The sequence below is a fragment of the Stenotrophomonas sp. STEN031 genome (assembly GCF_056759975.1).
Window position 1 is genome coordinate 21,522 of record NZ_JBRREA010000039.1, and the last position, 16,348, is coordinate 37,869.

Sequence of the window (16,348 nt, forward strand, 5' to 3'; positions counted from 1 at the left end):
AGGCTCAGCCCGCCACCACCACCCGGTCGCGGCCTTCGGCCTTGGCCTGGTAGAGCGCGGCATCGGCGCGGCGCAGGGTATCGCCCGGTGTTTCGCCGCTGCGGTGCACGGCCAGGCCGATGCTGATCGAGATCGGCAGGCCGATCGGCAGCAGACCTACCGACTCGCGCAGGTATTCGCACTGCAGCTCGGCCTGCTGCAGGGGAGTATCCGGCATCAGGATCACGAACTCCTCGCCGCCATAGCGGGCCGCCATGCCACGCCCGGTGAACTGCGACCTCAATACGCTCGACAGCTCGGTAAGCACCCGATCACCCTCGGCATGGCCATGGATGTCATTGACCATCTTGAAGTGGTCGATATCGACGATGGCAACCGCGGGCGGCACCTCCGCTGCCCGTTCGATCGCCTCCGAAAGCGCGGCGGACAGGGCGCGTCGATTGGGCAGACCGGTCAGTGGATCGGTACGGGTCTGCTCGGACAGCTCCAGGTTGGCCTGCTCCAGCTGCTGGTAGTACTCGACCAGCCGCGCCTCGTACCACTCGTGCTCGACCTGGTGGTGATCGATCTCGATCCGCAGCAGACGCATCTCCAGCAAGCGACTGACCTGACGCGACAGCGCGCGCAGCGCCTCGGCCTGCGGCGTGCCCAGTTGCGACGGCACCGAATCGAACACGCATAGCGAGCCCAGTGCATACCCTTCGCTGGTCAGCAACGGCGCGCCAGCGTAGAAGCGGATATGCGGGTCACCCAGCACCGATGGATTGCCACTGAAGCGTTGGTCCTGGCGGGCATCGGTAACCACCGTCAGCTCTTGCGGGGTGAGGATGGTATGCGCGCAGAAGGCCTCGTCACGCGGAGTCTGTTCGCCATCGAGCCCCTGCAGCGCCTTGAACCATTGCCGGTGCTGATCGATCAGGGTAACCGCCCCCATCGGCGTCCCGCAGATGGTGCGGGCAATCGTCACCAGGTCATCGAATTCCTGCTCGCGTGCGGTGTCCAGCACGCGGTAGCGCTGCAACGCGGCAAGACGTTCGGTTTCGTTGGCGGGCAATGCGGGCTTGATCATGCACGGATCCGAAGCGGCTGGATGGAGAGCGCAGCCGAGTCTAGCGGCACCGCGCGCAAGGCGCGGTGAGCGCGTCACACTTCACCACTGCTGCTGTTGCGGCAGCAGGCCGCGCAGCTCCTGCTCGGTGAGGTTGCGCCATTGGCCCGGCTTGAGCGCGCCGATCTTGATGTTGTCGATGCGTACGCGGCGCAGCTGGGTGACGCGGAAACCGAACTCGGCCGCCATCAACCGGATCTGCCGGTTCAAGCCCTGCTCCAGGATGATGCGGAAGCCATATTTGGCGATGCGGCTGGTACGGCAAGGCAAGGTCATCTCGTTGTGGATGCGCACGCCACGCGCCATGCCACGCAGGAATTCATCGGTGACCGGTTTGTTGACCGCCACCAGATACTCCTTCTGGTGGCCATTCTCGGCACGCAGGATCTGGTTGACGATATCGCCGTTGCTGGTCATCAGGATCAGGCCTTCGGAATCCTTGTCCAGGCGGCCGATGGGGAAGATGCGCTGCTCATGGCCGACGAAATCGACGATGTTGTCCTTGACTGCGCTTTCGGTGGTGCAGGTGACACCCACCGGCTTGTTCAGCGCGATATAGACGTGGCGGCGACCGGTGCTCTTCTGCACCGCGCGCGCCCGCAACGGTTGGCCATCCACCTTGACCTCGTCGCCTTCACCGACCACCGCACCGGTGCCGGCGACGATGCCGTTGACGGTGACACGACGGGCGGCGAGCAGGCGGTCAGCCTCACGGCGCGAACAAAAGCCGGTTTCGGCGATGTGCTTGTTGATTCGAATTGTCATCGGCGAATTATCCGCCATCGCCCGCGGCCGGAACAGCGCGGCCAGCCCACGCTGTTCAGGGCACTTCCTGAATATCTCGCGCGTCCACCACCTGGTCGCGGCCGCTGCGCTTGGCCTGGTACATGGCGTTGTCGGCCCGCCGCAGCAACCCCGCCACATCATTGCCGCGGTACTGCAGCTCGGCCAGGCCGATACTCGCGGTGACGACCAGGCCCTCGTGCTTGAGCCCGCGTGCCTGCACGGTGACTTTCTCGCGCAGTTGCTCCAGCCGCGGCCGCGCCGCATCGGCACCGATGCCCGGCAGCAGGATCAGGAACTCCTCGCCGCCCATGCGGATCACGTCGCTGCGGCTGCGCACGCCGGTCAGCAGGGTCCCGGCCACCGAAACCAATACTTCATCGCCGCCATCGTGACCATAACGGTCGTTGATCTGCTTGAACAGATCGATATCCAGGAAACCGATCGACAACGGCTGCCCGGCGGCCTTGGCCTCACGCAGGTAGTGATCGAGCTGGCGCAGGCCGGCGCGCCGGTTGGGCAGGCCGGTCAAGGTATCGGTATCGGCAAGTTCACGCATCTCATCGCGCTGCTGGCGCAGTTGGCTGAGGCTGCGATTGAGTGAGTACGCCGCCATCATCAGGAACCAGGTAACCGATACCTGGATCGCCTCGACCCGGAATTCCACCAGCAGGCGATTGTCCATCAGGTCCGCCAATGCCATCACCAGCAAGGGAATCACCGCCACCAGGCCATCCAGCGCCTGGTAGTAACGACGCCGCAAGGCAACAATGGCGATGCCGACCGACGTCAGGCAGATCAGCGTGAACAGGTCGTCCAGCGCCACCCCCATCCACGCCAGCACCGGCCAAGACATCAACGGCGCGGCCAGCGCGACCACGCCCAGCGCGACCATCAGCACCTGCATCCAGCGACGCGAGCCACGCAGCACGCGCCGCCCACCGCACATGCGCCACAGTACCCAGCCCATCACCGCATAGCTGAGTGCAGACACCGAAACCATCCACACCGGTGCATGCCGACCCAATGGCAACCACGGCTCGGGATAGCCGCTCAGTCCGCTCAATACCGCCTGCCAGACCACCAACAACGCACAGACCAGGGTATAGACTAGGAAATCACGCCCGCGCGTGGTCGCGAATCCCATCAGGGCCGACAAGGCCAGGGCCAGTGCAATCGCCACGCAGGCGGTGCGGACCACCAGGCGCAGGGTGTCCTGCTGCTGCAGCGGACTGGGCGCGCCGAGGTGTACGGTGGGAATCCAGCGCGGCTTCAGCGGCGACTCCCAGGCCACCCGGATCGGTTCCACCGTGCCCTGTTTCGGCACCACCACCAGACCTACACCGGCACGGAAACGCGAATCGCGGGTGCGTGCGTCCTGCATGTCGCCACAGACCTGCCGATCACCGTGGAAAATCATCACTTCGCCGGCAAAGACGTTGAACACCCCCACGCCTTGCGGCGCGCCGGACCAGCCGCCCTCGGGAGCGGCGATTTCGATCGCCGGACGCATGCGTGCCAGCGCCTCGGCGCTGCAGGCACGCAGGGGCGCCTGCTCATCCGTTGCGGCACCGGCAATCAGGAAGTCACGATCAACCTGCAATGGCTGGGCGGCGCCCAGCAGCGGCCACAGGCTGAAGAGCGTCGACAGCAACAGGAGCACGGCCCATCCACGCCTCACCCCACCAGCAACTGCCCCTCCCCCTTCTGCCATGACCTTCCCTTTCGCGTTCCCCGACGCGGACAGCGGGCATTATCGCAATATCCCGCTGCGAGCAGTACGTGAAGGCGGTCGCGGCTTGCGGTTGTTGCCCCGCCTTGTCTTGGCAAGCCGGCAAACAGTCAAAACAGACAACCCCGGCATTGCCGGGGTTGTCTGGTCATGCTTTGGATTGGCTGGATCAGTAGTTGCGCGGACCGCGCGGCTTGAAGCCACCCGGACGCGAACCGCCCGGACCGCCGGGACGCGGGCCGCGCGGGCCGGACGGACGACCACCCGGCTTGCCTTCACCCTTGTCGAAGCGCGGCTTGAACGACGGTGCCGCGGCACCATGGTCCTCGCCTGCCTCGACCTTGCGCATCTGCAACTGCTGGCCCGACACCCACACCTTCTTAAGGTGCTGCAGCACGTCGCTGGGCATGTCGGCAGGCAGATCCAGCACCGAGTGACCGTCATGGATGTCGATGCGGCCGATGAAGCGGCTTTCCAGGCCGGCCTCGTTGGCGATGGCGCCGACGATGTTGGCCGGCTTCACGCCATGGGTGTGACCGACTTCAATGCGGTAGGTCTCCATGCCGAACTCCGGCGCGCTGCGCGGCGGCATTTCGCGACGCGGACGCGACTCGAAGTCACCTTCGCCGCGCGACGGACGCGGCGCGCGCTCACCGTCGTCATGGCGCGGCGCACGCTCAAAACGCGGTTCGAAGCGGGCCGGGCGCTCACCACGTTCGTCACGGCGGTGGAAACCACCATCGCGCGACGGACGCTCGCTGCGATCGAACGACTGCTCGCGGCGCTCGCGCACCGGCGGGGTCAGCAGGAACGGTGCATCACCCTGCAGCAGCTTGGCCAGTGCGGCAGCGATGTCGATCGCCGGCACGTTGTGCTCGCCTTCGTAGCGCTGCAGCAGATCGCGGTAGAAATCCATGTCGCCGGCAGCCAGGGTCTGGCTGATGCGATCCATGAACTTGCTCACGCGGTGGTCATTGACCGCGTCAACGGTCGGCAGCTGCATTTCCTCGATCGGCTGGCGGGTAGCGCGCTCGATCTGGCGCAGCATGCCCTTTTCGCGCGGGGTGACGAACAGGATCGCCTCACCGCTGCGGCCGGCACGACCGGTACGGCCAATGCGGTGCACATAGCTTTCGGTGTCGTACGGGATGTCGTAGTTCAGCACGTGGCTGATGCGCTCCACGTCCAGGCCACGGGCCGCCACGTCGGTGGCCACCAGGATGTCCAGCTTGCCTTCCTTCAGCTGGCCGATGGTGCGCTCGCGCTGGGCCTGCTGCATGTCGCCGTTGATGGCGGCCGCGGCCAGGCCACGCGCCTGCAGCTTGCCGGCCAATTCCTCGGTGCCGGCCTTGGTACGCGCGAAGATGATCATCGCGTCGAACGGCTCGACCTCAAGGATACGGGTCAGCGCATCGAGCTTGTGCATGCCAGCCACCCACCAATAACGCTGGCGGATATTGGCCGAGGTGGTGGTCTTGGAAGCGATAGTCACTTCCACCGGATTGCGCAGATAGGTCTGCGCGATACGGCGGATCTGCTGCGGCATGGTGGCCGAGAACAGGGCAACCTGGCGGCTTTCCGGCAGCTTCTTGAGCACGGCCTCGACGTCGTCGATGAAGCCCATGCGCAGCATTTCATCGGCTTCGTCCAGCACCAGCGTCTTCAACTCGGACAGGTCCAGGGTGCCGCGATCGAGGTGATCGATCACGCGGCCCGGGGTGCCGACCACGACGTGGACGCCGCGGCGCAGCGCCGACAGCTGCTGGCCATAGGGCTGACCACCGTATACCGGCAGCACGCGGAAGCCCGGCATCGACGCCGAGTAGGTCTGGAATGCCTCGGCGACCTGGATGGCCAGTTCGCGGGTTGGCGCCAGCACCAGCACCTGCGGCTTGGTGGCGGAAAGATTGATGTTGGACAGCATCGGCAGCGCGAAGGCGCCGGTCTTGCCGGTGCCGGTCTGCGCCTGGCCGAGCACGTCACGGCCTTCCAGCATGGCCGGAATGGTGGCAGCCTGGATCGGTGACGGGGTCTCGTAACCGACATCGGCCACTGCCTTCATCACAGGCTCGGACAGGCCGAGATCTGCGAACAGCAGCGGCGCGGGGGTATCTTGGGACATGGGTAACTCCGGGGGCACCGCCGCGAACGGGCGGGCGAAAAGACGCATATTGTGCGCTCTAAACAGCTCTGCTGTCGCGCATGGCTAGATTTGCGTTCAGCTTACGAACACAACCGGCCGCCGCTTGGCCCCTGTTGGAGCACCCGCACGGGTCGCCGATAGCGCACAATACCACCCGTTTTTCTCCGTGAACACCATGCAGACCATCGATTTTGAACTTGACCGCGACTACGTGGAACTGAAGCAGCTGCTGAAACTGACCGATCTGGTCAGCAGTGGCGGCGAGGCCAAGGTGATCATTGGCCAGGGCCAGGTCAGCGTCGACGGCGTGGTCGAGCTGCGCAAGGCCTGCAAGATCCGCGGCGGCCAGCAGGTCGAACTGGGCGATGTCCGGATCAACGTGATCGCCGATCCGGACCCGAATCGCGCCGAAGAAGACGACGAAGACGAGTGATGTAGTGCCGAGCCATGCTCGGCCGGGGCTTTCCCCGCGCCCCCTCAGGGCTGCAGCGTTTGTAGGGGCGGCATAAGCCGCGAAGCCGGTAGCCTGTCAGCACCCTATACCCGCCACCACCATTGGCTTGGCGGCTTACGCCGCTCCCACAAGCCCGCCCCATCTGCCCCAAAGGCCCGCTACGCGCGCGCTTGGGTCAGGTGCCCGGCAATCAACTTCCTGAACGGAACCACGCCCTGCGCGGCCCGCAATGCCGCGCCGCGCAGCAGGCGTGCCGGCAGCCGGCTGTCGTTATAGAGCCCGGCAATGGCATTGGTGGCCTCGTACAGCGGCCGCGTCGCGAGCCGGTGGCCACGCTGGTAATTGGCCAGCAGCCCGTCCGCGCCGATATCGCCACCGCCACGCACCGCCTCCAGCACCAACCGCGCCAGCCGTTGCTGGCTCTGCAGGCCAAAATTGAAGCCGTGCGCGGTGACCGGGTGCATGCCGACCGCCGCATCGCCAATCAGGGCGTAACGCCTGCCGACGAAGCGGTGCGCATACACGCCCACCAGCGGATAGGCATGGCGCGTCCCCACCTGGGTCATTTCACCCAGGCGATGCTCGAAGAAACCGCTGACGGTTCGTCCAAAGGCGACCTCGTCCATCGCCAGCAACTGCAGCAGCTGCTGGGGTGGCATGGTGATGACCGCCGAAGCCTGGTTGCCCGGCAACGGCAGCATCGCCAGGGTGCGTTCGTAGCCAAACCATTCCCAGGCGGCATGCTCATGCGGACGCTCGCACTGCATTCGGCAGACCAGCATGGACTTGCCGAAGTCGCGCATCTGCGCGCCGATGCCCATCATCCGCCGGGTCGCCGAGAAGCGGCTGTCGGCGGCAACGACCAAACGCGCGCCCAATTGGCTGCCGTCGCTCAGCGTCACCGTAGTGAAGGCGTCGCCGGCATCGACTGCAGTCACCGAGCGGCCATCCAGCAGTTCCAGCCCGGCCTGCCCCTGCACTGCTTCCCAGGCGGCACGCCGGATCAGGTGATTGGGGATCAGCCAGCCCAGTTCCTCGACCCCTTCGCCCTGCGCGGCAAAGCCCAGCACGAACGGCGAGCTGCCGTTCATTACCTTGGCGCTGCGCAACGACGAGATCTCGCCCGGGTCAATACGCGGCCACAGGCCCATGCTGCGCATGATCTGACGGGAAGCATGGGTCAGCGCGATCTCGCGACCATCGAAGGCCGGCTCGGCCAGCGCCGCCAACGGCTGTGGTTCGATCACCGCCAGTGACAGGCCACTGCCCGCCAGGCTGCGGGCCAGACTCAAGCCGGCCGGACCGGCTCCCACCACCACCACATCCACCTTGCGCATATGCCACTCCGTTAGGCCTACCGCAGGGAGCGTAAGCAGGCCGGCGTAAGGATTCATTGATCCAGATCAGCCCCAGGGCAATGAGCACGCAAACACAGCGGGCGCCCTGCGGCGCCCGTGTGCGATGTCGCGACCGTGATGGCGCTTGGTTAGTTTGCCGAGGCCGCGCGCACGCTATACCCGGAGGCGCGCCATACCTTGTCCTCGTCCAGGCGGAAGGAGACCAGCTCGCGTACCGGCTGCGCGTTGTTGGCAAAGCGGGTCGGGAAACTGACGTTCAGATAGATACCTTCCGGCACCGAGGCACCGGCCGGGTACTGCACACGGGTGATCGAGGGCTTGCCACGCGACACCAGCGCGCCCAGCTTGGCGCGATCGGCGTTGACGTTGTTGGCGAAGACGTCGCGGGTCACCGCCTTGCGCGCCACGGCCGAGGCCCCGTCCCACACCGAAGCCGCCTGCTGGCTGTCGACCAGTTGGGCCACGCGCTGCGCGGCGGCGGTCATCTCCGCATCCTGCTTGGCGACCTGCGCCTGCTGCGCTGCGCTCAACGCCGGTGCCGGCCGTGCGGCGGCAGGCGGCGTAGCGGCGGCCCGCGCAGGCGCCGCAGTGGGGGCAGCGGCAGGCGCCTGCGCAAAAACGCTTGCGACGGGCACGGCCAGGGACAACACCATCAACAAACAACTGGATCGCATAGCTCTCTCCATGACGCTTTCAGTTGGACGGAATGCCAATCCAATCACGGTTTGCGACCTTGCGCATCGCTCCGCTTGTTCATTTACGTGTGCCGGATGCACCGACTTGTGCGCTGACGGCGGGCGCGGGCGCGGCCACCACCTCCGGCGCAGCCCCGACTGCCGCAGCACCGGTAGGCAGGGTCGTCGGCATCGGCGCCAACATCGCGGTATCGATCTCCGACAACGGACTTTCCTCCGGGCAGGTTTCATCCGGGAAGCCGAACTGCTCCTTCAAGGTCTGCCCACAGGCGGTGACCGCCTCAAGGTCCGCCCCTTCCACCTTGCAGTCGCGGTCAAAGGCGATGAGGAAGGCATCCTTGCGGCGTACGAAATCATCGCCACACTTGCGCATCTGCTTGATCCGCTCCAGGTCATCCTGCACCGCGTTGGTGCCGTCCAGGCCATACTGCTTGAGCTCGTCGCTGGTCAGCACGCGCAGGCTGCGGTTGGGCACGGTCATCATCAGGTCGGCAACGCCCACGGCCACGCCGTTGCGCTGCAGGTAGTCCTTCACGTTGTCATAGACCTCGTGCAGCTCCTTGTTCAACTCCGCACGCGAGGTGGCGGTGGAGCTGATGCGCATCATCCGGTGGATGCCGACCTTGCCGGAGATCAAGCGGTTGTCACCTGCGGCCAGCACGAACACGCAGGCGCTGTGGCAGACCGAGCCTTCGCGCACCCAGATGGTCCAGCCCGACTCGCCGATGCTGTCACCGGCGACGATGGCCGCTTCCACCTGGCCACCGCTGGAATCCAGGTCGAGGATGCGCTTGCTGATCTTCATCGCATCGGCGACGACGGCAAGGCGCGTCACCATGGCTGCGAATGAGGGATTGATCTTGCCCGCATAGCGCACCCGCAGCAGCCCGCGTTCCTTGCAGGGCTCCAGTGCCGCATCCACGCTGGCACGGTCCAGACCCGCCAGCTCGCTACCGTCGCCGTTCTCGCCTGCATAGTCGGCGCCACAGCTGACCCAGGCCTTGCCATTTTCCAGCACCAGCTCGGGCCACGGCTTGTCCTTGGCCGGCAGCACCGGTGCGGGTGGAACCGGCGCATCGGCGGCATTGATGGACACCATGTGGTCGCCATCGGCGGCCAGCGCGGCGGCGGGATCCGCCACAGGCTTCTTGTCGCCGGTCGGCGGATTGCAGGCCAACAGCCCGATGCACAACAACGGCGACCACCAGAACTTGGGCAACATGGAGAGCAATCAGATCCGTACTACGGCGCAGCCACGCCAGGAAGGTGAACAGTCTAGTGCGCAATACCCATCCTGCTGCAACGCCCGGTGAATCAACACAGCGTCGCGCGCATTGATGTCCGAAAATGGCCAGTGGGCATCCCCGTCCACGCCTAGACTGTGCCCATGCAGAACCTCCTGATGCCCGCACATATGCAATGCGAACAAGCCCGCCTGGCCCGCGATGCGCGCTTCGACGGCCTGTTCTTCACCGCCGTGCGCAGCACCGGCATCTATTGCCGGCCGGTGTGCCCTGCACCGCCGCCGAAGCCGGGGAACGTCAGCTACTACCCCAGCGCCGCTGCCGCCAGCGCCGCCGGTTACCGGCCCTGCCTGCGCTGCCGCCCGGAGTTGTCACCCGATGACGCCAATCTGCTGCACGATCAGACCCTGCACCAGGCATTGGCCCTACTCAACGAAGGCATGCTGCAGGAGCAGCCGGCCACTGCCCTGGCCGAGGCGATGGGCATCAGCGCGCGCCAGTTGCAGCGCCTGTTCGTGGCCAGGCTCGGTGCGACCCCGGCACAACTGCACACCACCCGCCGCCTGCTGCTGGCCAAGCAGTTGCTGACCGAAACCGCGCTACCGGTGACCCAGATCGCATTGGCCGCCGGCTTCAACAGCCTGCGCCGCTTCAACAGCGCCTTCCTCGACGGTTGCGGCATGCCGCCCAGCGCCCTGCGCAAGCAGCATGGCACGGTAGCCGGCGGCGAACCGGTGCTGCGCCTGGCCTACCGGCCGCCGTTGGACTTCCCACTGATGCTGGCTTTCCTGCGCCGCCGTTCCTTGCCCGGCATCGAATACATCGACGAAAGCAGCTACCAGCGCGTGGTCGTCGCCAATGGCGTGGCCAGCCTGATCCGGGTCAGTGCCGATCCGAAGCGCCCGGAACTGCGCCTGCAACTCGGCACCACCGATCCACGGGCCATCCCCGCCATCGTTGCCAAGGTGCGGCGCGTGTTCGATCTGGATGCCGACCTGCGCACCGTCCATGCGACGCTGGGCCAGGAGCCCCTGCTCGCACGCGGCATCGCCGAACGCCCAGGACTGCGCATCCCCGGCGGTTGGGACGGCTTCGAGGTCGCAGCGCGCGCCGTGCTGGGCCAGCAGGTCAGCGTTGCTGCTGCCACCACGCTGGCGCGGCGCCTGGTGGACCGGTTTGGTGAACACCTGCCTGGCATGCCGGAAGGCCTGGATCGCCAGTTTCCCGCCCCGGCAACGCTGGTCGAAGCCCCTCTGGAAAGCATCGGCCTGCCGCGGACCCGCGCCGCCACCCTGCGCGCAATCGCCCGCGCCTGCGCCGAACAGCGCCTGGATTTCAGTCGCGCGCAGACGCTGGAAAGCTTCGTGCAGAAGGCCACCGTCCTGCCCGGCATCGGCCCGTGGACAGCCCATTACATGGCGCTGCGGGCAATGGGCCTGCCCGATGCCTTCCCCGCCGGTGACCTGGTGCTGCAGCAGGTATTGGGCGAAGGCCAGCGCCTGAGCGAGCGCGACACCGAACGCCGCTCGCAACCGTGGCGCCCTTGGCGCGCCTACGCGGTATTGCACCTGTGGCACCTGGCAGTGCCCACGGAACGAAAGAACCCCAAGCCCGCTACGGAGGCCACGGCATGAACACCCTCTACTACGACCGCTTCGACAGCCCGATCGGCGCACTGACCGTTGCCGTCGACCAGGTCGGCGTGCGCCACATCCTGTTTGCCGAGAACCGCCATGACGCCAAGGGCCGCGAGCATTGGCAACGCGACCCCGACGCCGTCGCCGAGCCCCGCCGGCAGCTGCTGGAATACCTGCGCGGCGAGCGCCAGCATTTCGCGCTGACACTGGCCCCGGTGGGCACCGCGTTCCAGTTGCAGGTCTGGCATACGCTGGCGCAGATTCCGTTCGGCGCGACCTGGAGTTACCGCCAGCTGGCCGAGCGCATTGGCCGCCCCACCGCCACGCGTGCGGTAGGTGCCGCCAATGGCCGCAACCCGCTGCCGATCGTGCTGCCCTGCCATCGGGTGATCGGCAACAACGGCGCGCTGACCGGCTTCGGTGGCGGGCTGCCGACCAAGGCCGCGCTGCTGAAGCTGGAAGGTGTCGCCAGTGAAGGCGAGCGGCTGGCGGATCTGTTTGCCTGAGTGTGGTTGCTCCCGGGTGCGCGATGCTTACCCGGGCTACGGGACTACGCGTTGGATCAAACGCTGACAACCTGCCGAAGGTTGTATTTGTACGGTCACCGGCGCGGCCTAGAATGGCGCCATGACTTTCCTACGTATTTCGGCCACGGCACTGGCCTGTGCACTGCTTGCCGCCTGCGCCAGCACTCCTTCCTCCACCGCCACAGCAAACGTACCGCCCACCGTACTGATGATTTCCATCGACGGCCTGCGCGCGGACAAGCTCAGCCAGGCCGACAGCCCAAACCTGATGCGCCTGGCGCGCGAAGGCGTGCGCAGCGTTGGCATGCGCCCGTCCTATCCCTCGCTCACCTTCCCCAATCACTACACCCTGGTCACCGGCCTGCGCCCGGACCACCATGGCTTGGTGCACAACGCGATGAGCGCCGATGCGCTTGGCGAATTCAAGGTCAGTGACCGCACCGCCGTACAGAACGCGGCCTGGTGGGATGGCGGCGAGCCGATCTGGGTCAGCGTGCGCAAGGCCGGGCTGAAGAGCGCCACCTGGTCGTGGCCGGGCAGCGAAGCACCGGTGCGCGGCCTGCACGCCAACCAGTGGCGCATGTATGACGAAAGCGTGCCGCTGACCGAGCGCATGAACCAGGTACTGGCCTGGCTGCATGGCGAACCGGACGCGATCACCCCGCGCTTCGTCGCCACCTATATGGAGCAGGTGGACAAGGCCGGCCATGCACATGGGCCGGATTCGCCCGAGTACACCGCCGCCGTGCGGCAGGTGGATGCGGCCATCGGCCAACTGATCGACGGCATGCGCCGCGACGGCCTGCTCGACCACACCAATGTGATTGTCGTGTCCGATCACGGCATGGCTACCGTGAAGTCCGGCAACGCGGTGGCGGTAGAGGACATGGTGTCGCCGGCGGTTGCCAAGGTGATTTCGGTAGGCCAGTCGGTGGGCTTCGCCCCGCTGCCCGGCAAACAGACCGAAGCAGAGAAGGCATTGCTGGGCGAGCACGCCCACTACCAATGCTGGAACAAGGCGGAGCTGCCCACGCGCTGGCATTACGGCAGCAATCCGCGGGTGCCGGCCATCGTCTGCCAGATGCAGGAGGGCTGGGATGCACTGCCGCGCGACAGCATGGCCAAGCGGCCGGCGGGCGACCGTGGCTCGCACGGCTATGACCCGGCATTGCCGTCGATGCAGGCAGTGTTCGTCGCCCGCGGTCCGGCCTTTGCCCAGGGCAAGCAACTGACCGCCTTCGACAACGTCGACGTCTACCCCTTGCTGACCCGCCTGATCGGCATCCCGGCCCAACCCAACGACGGCGACCCGCACGCCCTGGACCAGGCCCTGCGCCCGACAAAGTGAGGTAGCCCGGGTAAGCGCAGCGCACCCGGGAGCACACAGCCAGCGCAGATCGCAGGCAAAAAAAAGCGGCGCAATGCGCCGCTTTTCTGTAACCACTGCCGGGCTGGATCAGCCGGCTTTGGCGACGGTCTTCTTGGCAACGGCCTTCTTGGCCGGGGCCTTGGCGACAGTCTTCTTGGCGACCGGCGCGGCAGCGCCCACGGCCACCTTGCTCACGTGCGAGCGCGAATTGCCATAACTGGCGTTGTAGCGCTTGCCCTTGGCGGTCTTACGGTCACCCTTACCCATGTCGTCAACTCCTTGGTTTGTAATCAGTTACCCCGTGCGAGCACGGGTTTGGCGGGGCCACAGCAAGCACCCTCGCGCATGGACAGAAAGCCTACCATGCGCCCCTCAATGTGCGCAGCTGGCGTCATGCACATGCACGTGGTTCAAGCGCAGGTTGACCACATGCGCCAGCCCCACCAATACGCCGCCCAAGGTCATCACCACCGCATGCGGGATGCGCGAATGGTGCAGCTCGGGATGCAGCAGGCCAGCCCACAGCAACACCAGGCCCGGTACCAGCAACAGCAGCGCCATCAGCGCGCGGTGGCGCAGATAGCCCCAGATCAGGCTGAACAGCCCCAGCACGGTAACGAAGATGACGATGCTGGCTTCCACCCCGTCACTGAGCCAGAACGACAGGCCCAATGCCGGCGCGACCGCCAGAAGGGCCGGCAACACCGCGCAGTGCACCGCACAGATCAGCGAGCCGGTGGCACCAAAGCGATCCAGGAATTTGCGTAATCCGGTAGATGGGGTGGGCATGACTTCCAGCAGGGGCGGCAGAACGTTATGGAATAATATAACATTATTGTCCTTCCCGCCCGAACCTCCTGTGTCAGTCCCGCTGCCACGACCGGTTCAGCCTGCCACCCAAGTGATACACAGTAACAAAGGAACGCTCATGCCCTTCCCCCGTCGCACCAAGCACCACCTGCTGTTCCTCGCCCTTGTCGCCGCCCTGCCTGCCGTTGCCAGTGCCGCGGATGACGATGCCGGGCAGAGCCATCACCTGACCGAACTGAGTGCGGTCAAGGTCACCGCCTCGCCCTTGCAGGGTTCGGCCGAATCACTGGCGCGCCCGGTCGACGTCCTGGCCGGCACCGACCTGGACGAACACAAGTCAGGCACCCTGGGTGACACCGTGGCCAAGCTGCCCGGCGTGCAGAGCACCTTCTTCGGCCCTGGCGTGGGTCGCCCGATCATCCGTGGCCAGGAAGGTCCGCGTGTGGCGGTTGTCGCCAATGGCGTCGGCAACATGGATGCCTCCACGGTCAGCGCCGACCACGCCTCCAGCATCGAGCCGTTCCTGGCCGACCAGATCGAAGTGCTGAAGGGCCCGGCGACCCTGCTGTTCGGCAGCGGCGCCATTGGCGGCGCGGTCAACGTGGTGGATGGCCGCATTGCCAGCGAGGTACCGGACCGTCCGCTCAGCGGCCGCGCCGAACTGCGTGGCAACTCGGTCAATGAAGAACGCAGCGGCATGTTCCGCCTGGACGGGGTCAGCGGCGACAACCTGGTGCTGCATGTGGACGGCCTGATCCGCAATGGCGATGACTACCGCATCCCCGGCCATGCCATCGACCCGCACGCTTTGGACGCCGATGGCCATGACGACCATGACGGCGACAGCGACGAGCTCGGCCCCCGCGGCCGCCTGGAGAACAGCTCGGTACGCACCCGCGCCGGCGGCTTCGGTGCCACCTGGTTTGGTGAAAGCGGCTACCTCGGCGCATCGCTGGGCACCTACCGCAGCAACTACGGCATCCCCAACGGCGCCCATGTGCATGCCGACGATGACCATGGCCACGACCATGATGACCACGATCACGACCATGCAGAGGAAGGTGAAGAGCATGACGTGCGCATCGACATGGTGCAGAACCGCTTCGACCTGAAGGGCGGCCTGTACAACCCGACCTCCTTCCTGAAGAGCCTGACCCTGCGCGGTGGCTACACCGATTACGAGCACACCGAGCTGGAAGCCGGCACACCGTCCACCCGCTTCACCAACAAAGGCTATGAAGGCCGACTGGAAGCCGTGCAGCAGCCACTGGCCGGCTGGGAAGGCGCCTTCGGCCTGCAGTTCGGCAGCAGCGATTTTGGTGCGATCGGTGAGGAAGCCTTCGTACCGGGCACCACCACCGACACCCTTGGTGCCTTCGTGCTGCAGGAAAAGCAGTTCGGCCCATTCAAGCTGGAGCTGGGCGCACGCCATGACCGGGTCAAGCTGGATCCGAACGATGCCCAGCGCAACCGCAGCTTTGGCGCCACCAATCTTTCCGCATCCGGCATCTGGGCGTTGAACGACACCTTCGATCTGCGCTTTGGCGTGGATGCCTCCGAACGTGCGCCGACCAACGAAGAGCTGTACGCCGCTGGCGCCCACATCGCCACCCGCTCGCTGGAAATCGGCAACGCCAACATGGACACCGAGCGTGGTCGTCGCGTCGAGCTGGGCCTGCACGCCCATAACGAGCGCATCGATGTACAGGCGGCGATCTACCAGACCAAATTCAAGGACTTCATCTACCTGGCCGACACCGGCGTGGTCGAAGGTGGTTTGCCGGTCCGCAGCTGGACCCAGAACGATGCCACCTTCAAGGGGGCCGAGGCCGAGGCCACCTGGCACATGATCGAAGGCCTGGCCGGTGATTGGGACCTGCGCGTGTTCGGCGATTACGTCAAGGCCGAACTGGATGGCAGCGGCACCCGCAACGTCGACATCGCCGTGCCGCATGGCGACCACGCGCATCATTACAACGTCGACCTGGCCAATGGTGGCTATCTGCCGCGCATCTCCCCGGCCCGTGTCGGTGCCGACCTGCATTGGTCGCTGGGCGGCTGGCGCGCCTCGCTGGGTGCCGTGCGCTATGGCAGCCAGAAGGACGTGGCGCAGAACGAAGAGCCGAGCAGTGCCTACACGCTGGTCGATGCCCATCTTGCCTATCGTTGGGACCGCAGTGGCAGCAACAGCTACGAGGTCTTCCTGGACGGCAGCAACCTGACCAACCGTGAGGCAAGGCCGCATACCTCGTTGCTGCGGGATTATTCGCCGCTGCCGGGTCGCGGTGTGGCGTTTGGTATCCGCGCCTGGTTCTAAGCGGATGCTGGCAACAGCAACCAGGGGCTGTTGCTTTGAGCTGTTGCTTTGAGCTGTTGCTTTGAGCTGTTGCTTTGAGCTGTTGCTTTGAGCTGTTGCTTTGAGCTGTTGCCTTTGCTGTCCCCTCTCCCGCCTGCGGGAGAGGGGTAGGGGTGAGGGCAAGCTTCTGCT

Annotated in this window: 14 protein-coding genes; 5 read left to right on the plus strand and 9 right to left on the minus strand. The window is 65.9% G+C overall.

Annotated elements, in window-relative coordinates; translation table 11 throughout:
• Positions 1–4 precede the first annotated feature (4 nt).
• The 4 genes from ACVOLQ_RS16075 to ACVOLQ_RS16090 all read right to left on the minus strand — a co-directional run bounded on the left by ACVOLQ_RS16075 (position 5) and on the right by ACVOLQ_RS16090 (position 5,745).
• Positions 5–1,069, minus strand: coding sequence for a sensor domain-containing diguanylate cyclase (locus ACVOLQ_RS16075; RefSeq protein WP_481528625.1), 1,065 nt, complete (start codon positions 1,067–1,069; stop codon positions 5–7).
• Positions 1,070–1,150: 81 nt separating this feature from the next.
• Positions 1,151–1,873, minus strand: a complete 723-nt coding sequence (locus ACVOLQ_RS16080) for a pseudouridine synthase (protein ID WP_313169262.1) — start codon at positions 1,871–1,873, stop codon at positions 1,151–1,153.
• Positions 1,874–1,928: 55 nt separating this feature from the next.
• Positions 1,929–3,554, minus strand: a complete 1,626-nt coding sequence (locus ACVOLQ_RS16085; protein WP_481528626.1) for a GGDEF domain-containing protein — start codon at positions 3,552–3,554, stop codon at positions 1,929–1,931.
• 238 nt (positions 3,555–3,792) lie between these two features.
• On the minus strand, positions 3,793–5,745 hold the full coding sequence (locus tag ACVOLQ_RS16090) for a DEAD/DEAH box helicase (RefSeq protein ID WP_481528627.1): 1,953 nt from the start codon (positions 5,743–5,745) through the stop codon (positions 3,793–3,795).
• 196 nt (positions 5,746–5,941) lie between these two features.
• Here ACVOLQ_RS16090 and ACVOLQ_RS16095 point away from each other — a divergent pair, with 196 nt between their 5' ends.
• Positions 5,942–6,199: an RNA-binding S4 domain-containing protein gene (locus tag ACVOLQ_RS16095; protein ID WP_313170178.1), complete on the plus strand. Its 258-nt coding sequence runs from the start codon at positions 5,942–5,944 to the stop codon at positions 6,197–6,199.
• A 179-nt stretch (positions 6,200–6,378) separates the two neighbouring features.
• Here ACVOLQ_RS16095 and ubiM read toward each other — a convergent pair whose 3' ends face one another.
• From ubiM to ACVOLQ_RS16110, 3 genes are all read right to left on the minus strand, one after another.
• Positions 6,379–7,557, minus strand: a complete 1,179-nt coding sequence (gene ubiM / locus ACVOLQ_RS16100; RefSeq protein WP_481528633.1) for a 5-demethoxyubiquinol-8 5-hydroxylase UbiM — start codon at positions 7,555–7,557, stop codon at positions 6,379–6,381.
• Positions 7,558–7,706: 149 nt separating this feature from the next.
• Positions 7,707–8,252 (minus strand): DUF4019 domain-containing protein, encoded by a 546-nt coding sequence (locus ACVOLQ_RS16105; protein ID WP_481528628.1) that lies wholly within the window; start codon positions 8,250–8,252, stop codon positions 7,707–7,709.
• Between the two features lie 79 nt (positions 8,253–8,331).
• Positions 8,332–9,495 (minus strand): COG3904 family protein, encoded by a 1,164-nt coding sequence (locus tag ACVOLQ_RS16110; RefSeq protein ID WP_481528629.1) that lies wholly within the window; start codon positions 9,493–9,495, stop codon positions 8,332–8,334.
• Positions 9,496–9,660: 165 nt separating this feature from the next.
• On the opposite strand from ACVOLQ_RS16110, the gene ACVOLQ_RS16115 reads away from it, so the two are divergent.
• The 3 genes from ACVOLQ_RS16115 (at position 9,661) to ACVOLQ_RS16125 (ending at position 13,029) form a co-directional block, all read left to right on the plus strand.
• On the plus strand, positions 9,661–11,151 hold the full coding sequence (locus ACVOLQ_RS16115) for a DNA-3-methyladenine glycosylase 2 family protein (RefSeq protein ID WP_481528630.1): 1,491 nt from the start codon (positions 9,661–9,663) through the stop codon (positions 11,149–11,151).
• Positions 11,148–11,660 (plus strand): methylated-DNA--[protein]-cysteine S-methyltransferase, encoded by a 513-nt coding sequence (locus tag ACVOLQ_RS16120; RefSeq protein ID WP_313272756.1) that lies wholly within the window; start codon positions 11,148–11,150, stop codon positions 11,658–11,660. The genes ACVOLQ_RS16115 and ACVOLQ_RS16120 overlap by 4 nt, the downstream gene beginning before the upstream one ends.
• A 121-nt stretch (positions 11,661–11,781) precedes the next feature.
• Positions 11,782–13,029, plus strand: coding sequence for an alkaline phosphatase family protein (locus ACVOLQ_RS16125; RefSeq protein WP_481528631.1), 1,248 nt, complete (start codon positions 11,782–11,784; stop codon positions 13,027–13,029).
• Positions 13,030–13,137: 108 nt separating this feature from the next.
• On the opposite strand, the gene ACVOLQ_RS16130 is transcribed toward ACVOLQ_RS16125, so the two are convergent.
• The gene (locus tag ACVOLQ_RS16130; RefSeq protein ID WP_293708723.1) at positions 13,138–13,317 is read right to left on the minus strand and encodes a 30S ribosomal protein THX; all 180 of its coding nucleotides are present in this window, start codon (positions 13,315–13,317) and stop codon (positions 13,138–13,140) included.
• Positions 13,318–13,422: 105 nt separating this feature from the next.
• On the minus strand, positions 13,423–13,839 hold the full coding sequence (locus ACVOLQ_RS16135) for a MerC domain-containing protein (RefSeq protein ID WP_313399682.1): 417 nt from the start codon (positions 13,837–13,839) through the stop codon (positions 13,423–13,425).
• Positions 13,840–13,978: 139 nt separating this feature from the next.
• Between ACVOLQ_RS16135 and ACVOLQ_RS16140 the strand changes: the two genes are divergently transcribed.
• A complete protein-coding gene (locus tag ACVOLQ_RS16140; RefSeq protein ID WP_481528632.1) occupies positions 13,979–16,177 on the plus strand; it encodes a TonB-dependent receptor in 2,199 nt (732 codons plus the stop codon).
• The last annotated feature ends 171 nt before the right edge of the window (positions 16,178–16,348 follow it).

Bases quoted from the DNA above. Each gene is read 5' to 3' on its own strand.
- ACVOLQ_RS16125 (WP_481528631.1), top strand. From the start codon at position 11,782: ATGACTTTCCTACGTATTTCGGCCACGGCACTGGCCTGTGCACTGCTT.
- ACVOLQ_RS16130 (WP_293708723.1), bottom strand. From the start codon at position 13,317: ATGGGTAAGGGTGACCGTAAGACCGCCAAGGGCAAGCGCTACAACGCC.
- ACVOLQ_RS16135 (WP_313399682.1), bottom strand. From the start codon at position 13,839: ATGCCCACCCCATCTACCGGATTACGCAAATTCCTGGATCGCTTTGGT.
- ACVOLQ_RS16115 (WP_481528630.1), top strand. From the start codon at position 9,661: ATGCAGAACCTCCTGATGCCCGCACATATGCAATGCGAACAAGCCCGC.
- ACVOLQ_RS16120 (WP_313272756.1), top strand. From the start codon at position 11,148: ATGAACACCCTCTACTACGACCGCTTCGACAGCCCGATCGGCGCACTG.
- ubiM (WP_481528633.1), bottom strand. From the start codon at position 7,557: ATGCGCAAGGTGGATGTGGTGGTGGTGGGAGCCGGTCCGGCCGGCTTG.
- ACVOLQ_RS16075 (WP_481528625.1), bottom strand. From the start codon at position 1,069: ATGATCAAGCCCGCATTGCCCGCCAACGAAACCGAACGTCTTGCCGCG.
- ACVOLQ_RS16110 (WP_481528629.1), bottom strand. From the start codon at position 9,495: ATGTTGCCCAAGTTCTGGTGGTCGCCGTTGTTGTGCATCGGGCTGTTG.
- ACVOLQ_RS16140 (WP_481528632.1), top strand. From the start codon at position 13,979: ATGCCCTTCCCCCGTCGCACCAAGCACCACCTGCTGTTCCTCGCCCTT.
- ACVOLQ_RS16080 (WP_313169262.1), bottom strand. From the start codon at position 1,873: ATGACAATTCGAATCAACAAGCACATCGCCGAAACCGGCTTTTGTTCG.
- ACVOLQ_RS16105 (WP_481528628.1), bottom strand. From the start codon at position 8,252: ATGCGATCCAGTTGTTTGTTGATGGTGTTGTCCCTGGCCGTGCCCGTC.
- ACVOLQ_RS16090 (WP_481528627.1), bottom strand. From the start codon at position 5,745: ATGTCCCAAGATACCCCCGCGCCGCTGCTGTTCGCAGATCTCGGCCTG.
- ACVOLQ_RS16095 (WP_313170178.1), top strand. From the start codon at position 5,942: ATGCAGACCATCGATTTTGAACTTGACCGCGACTACGTGGAACTGAAG.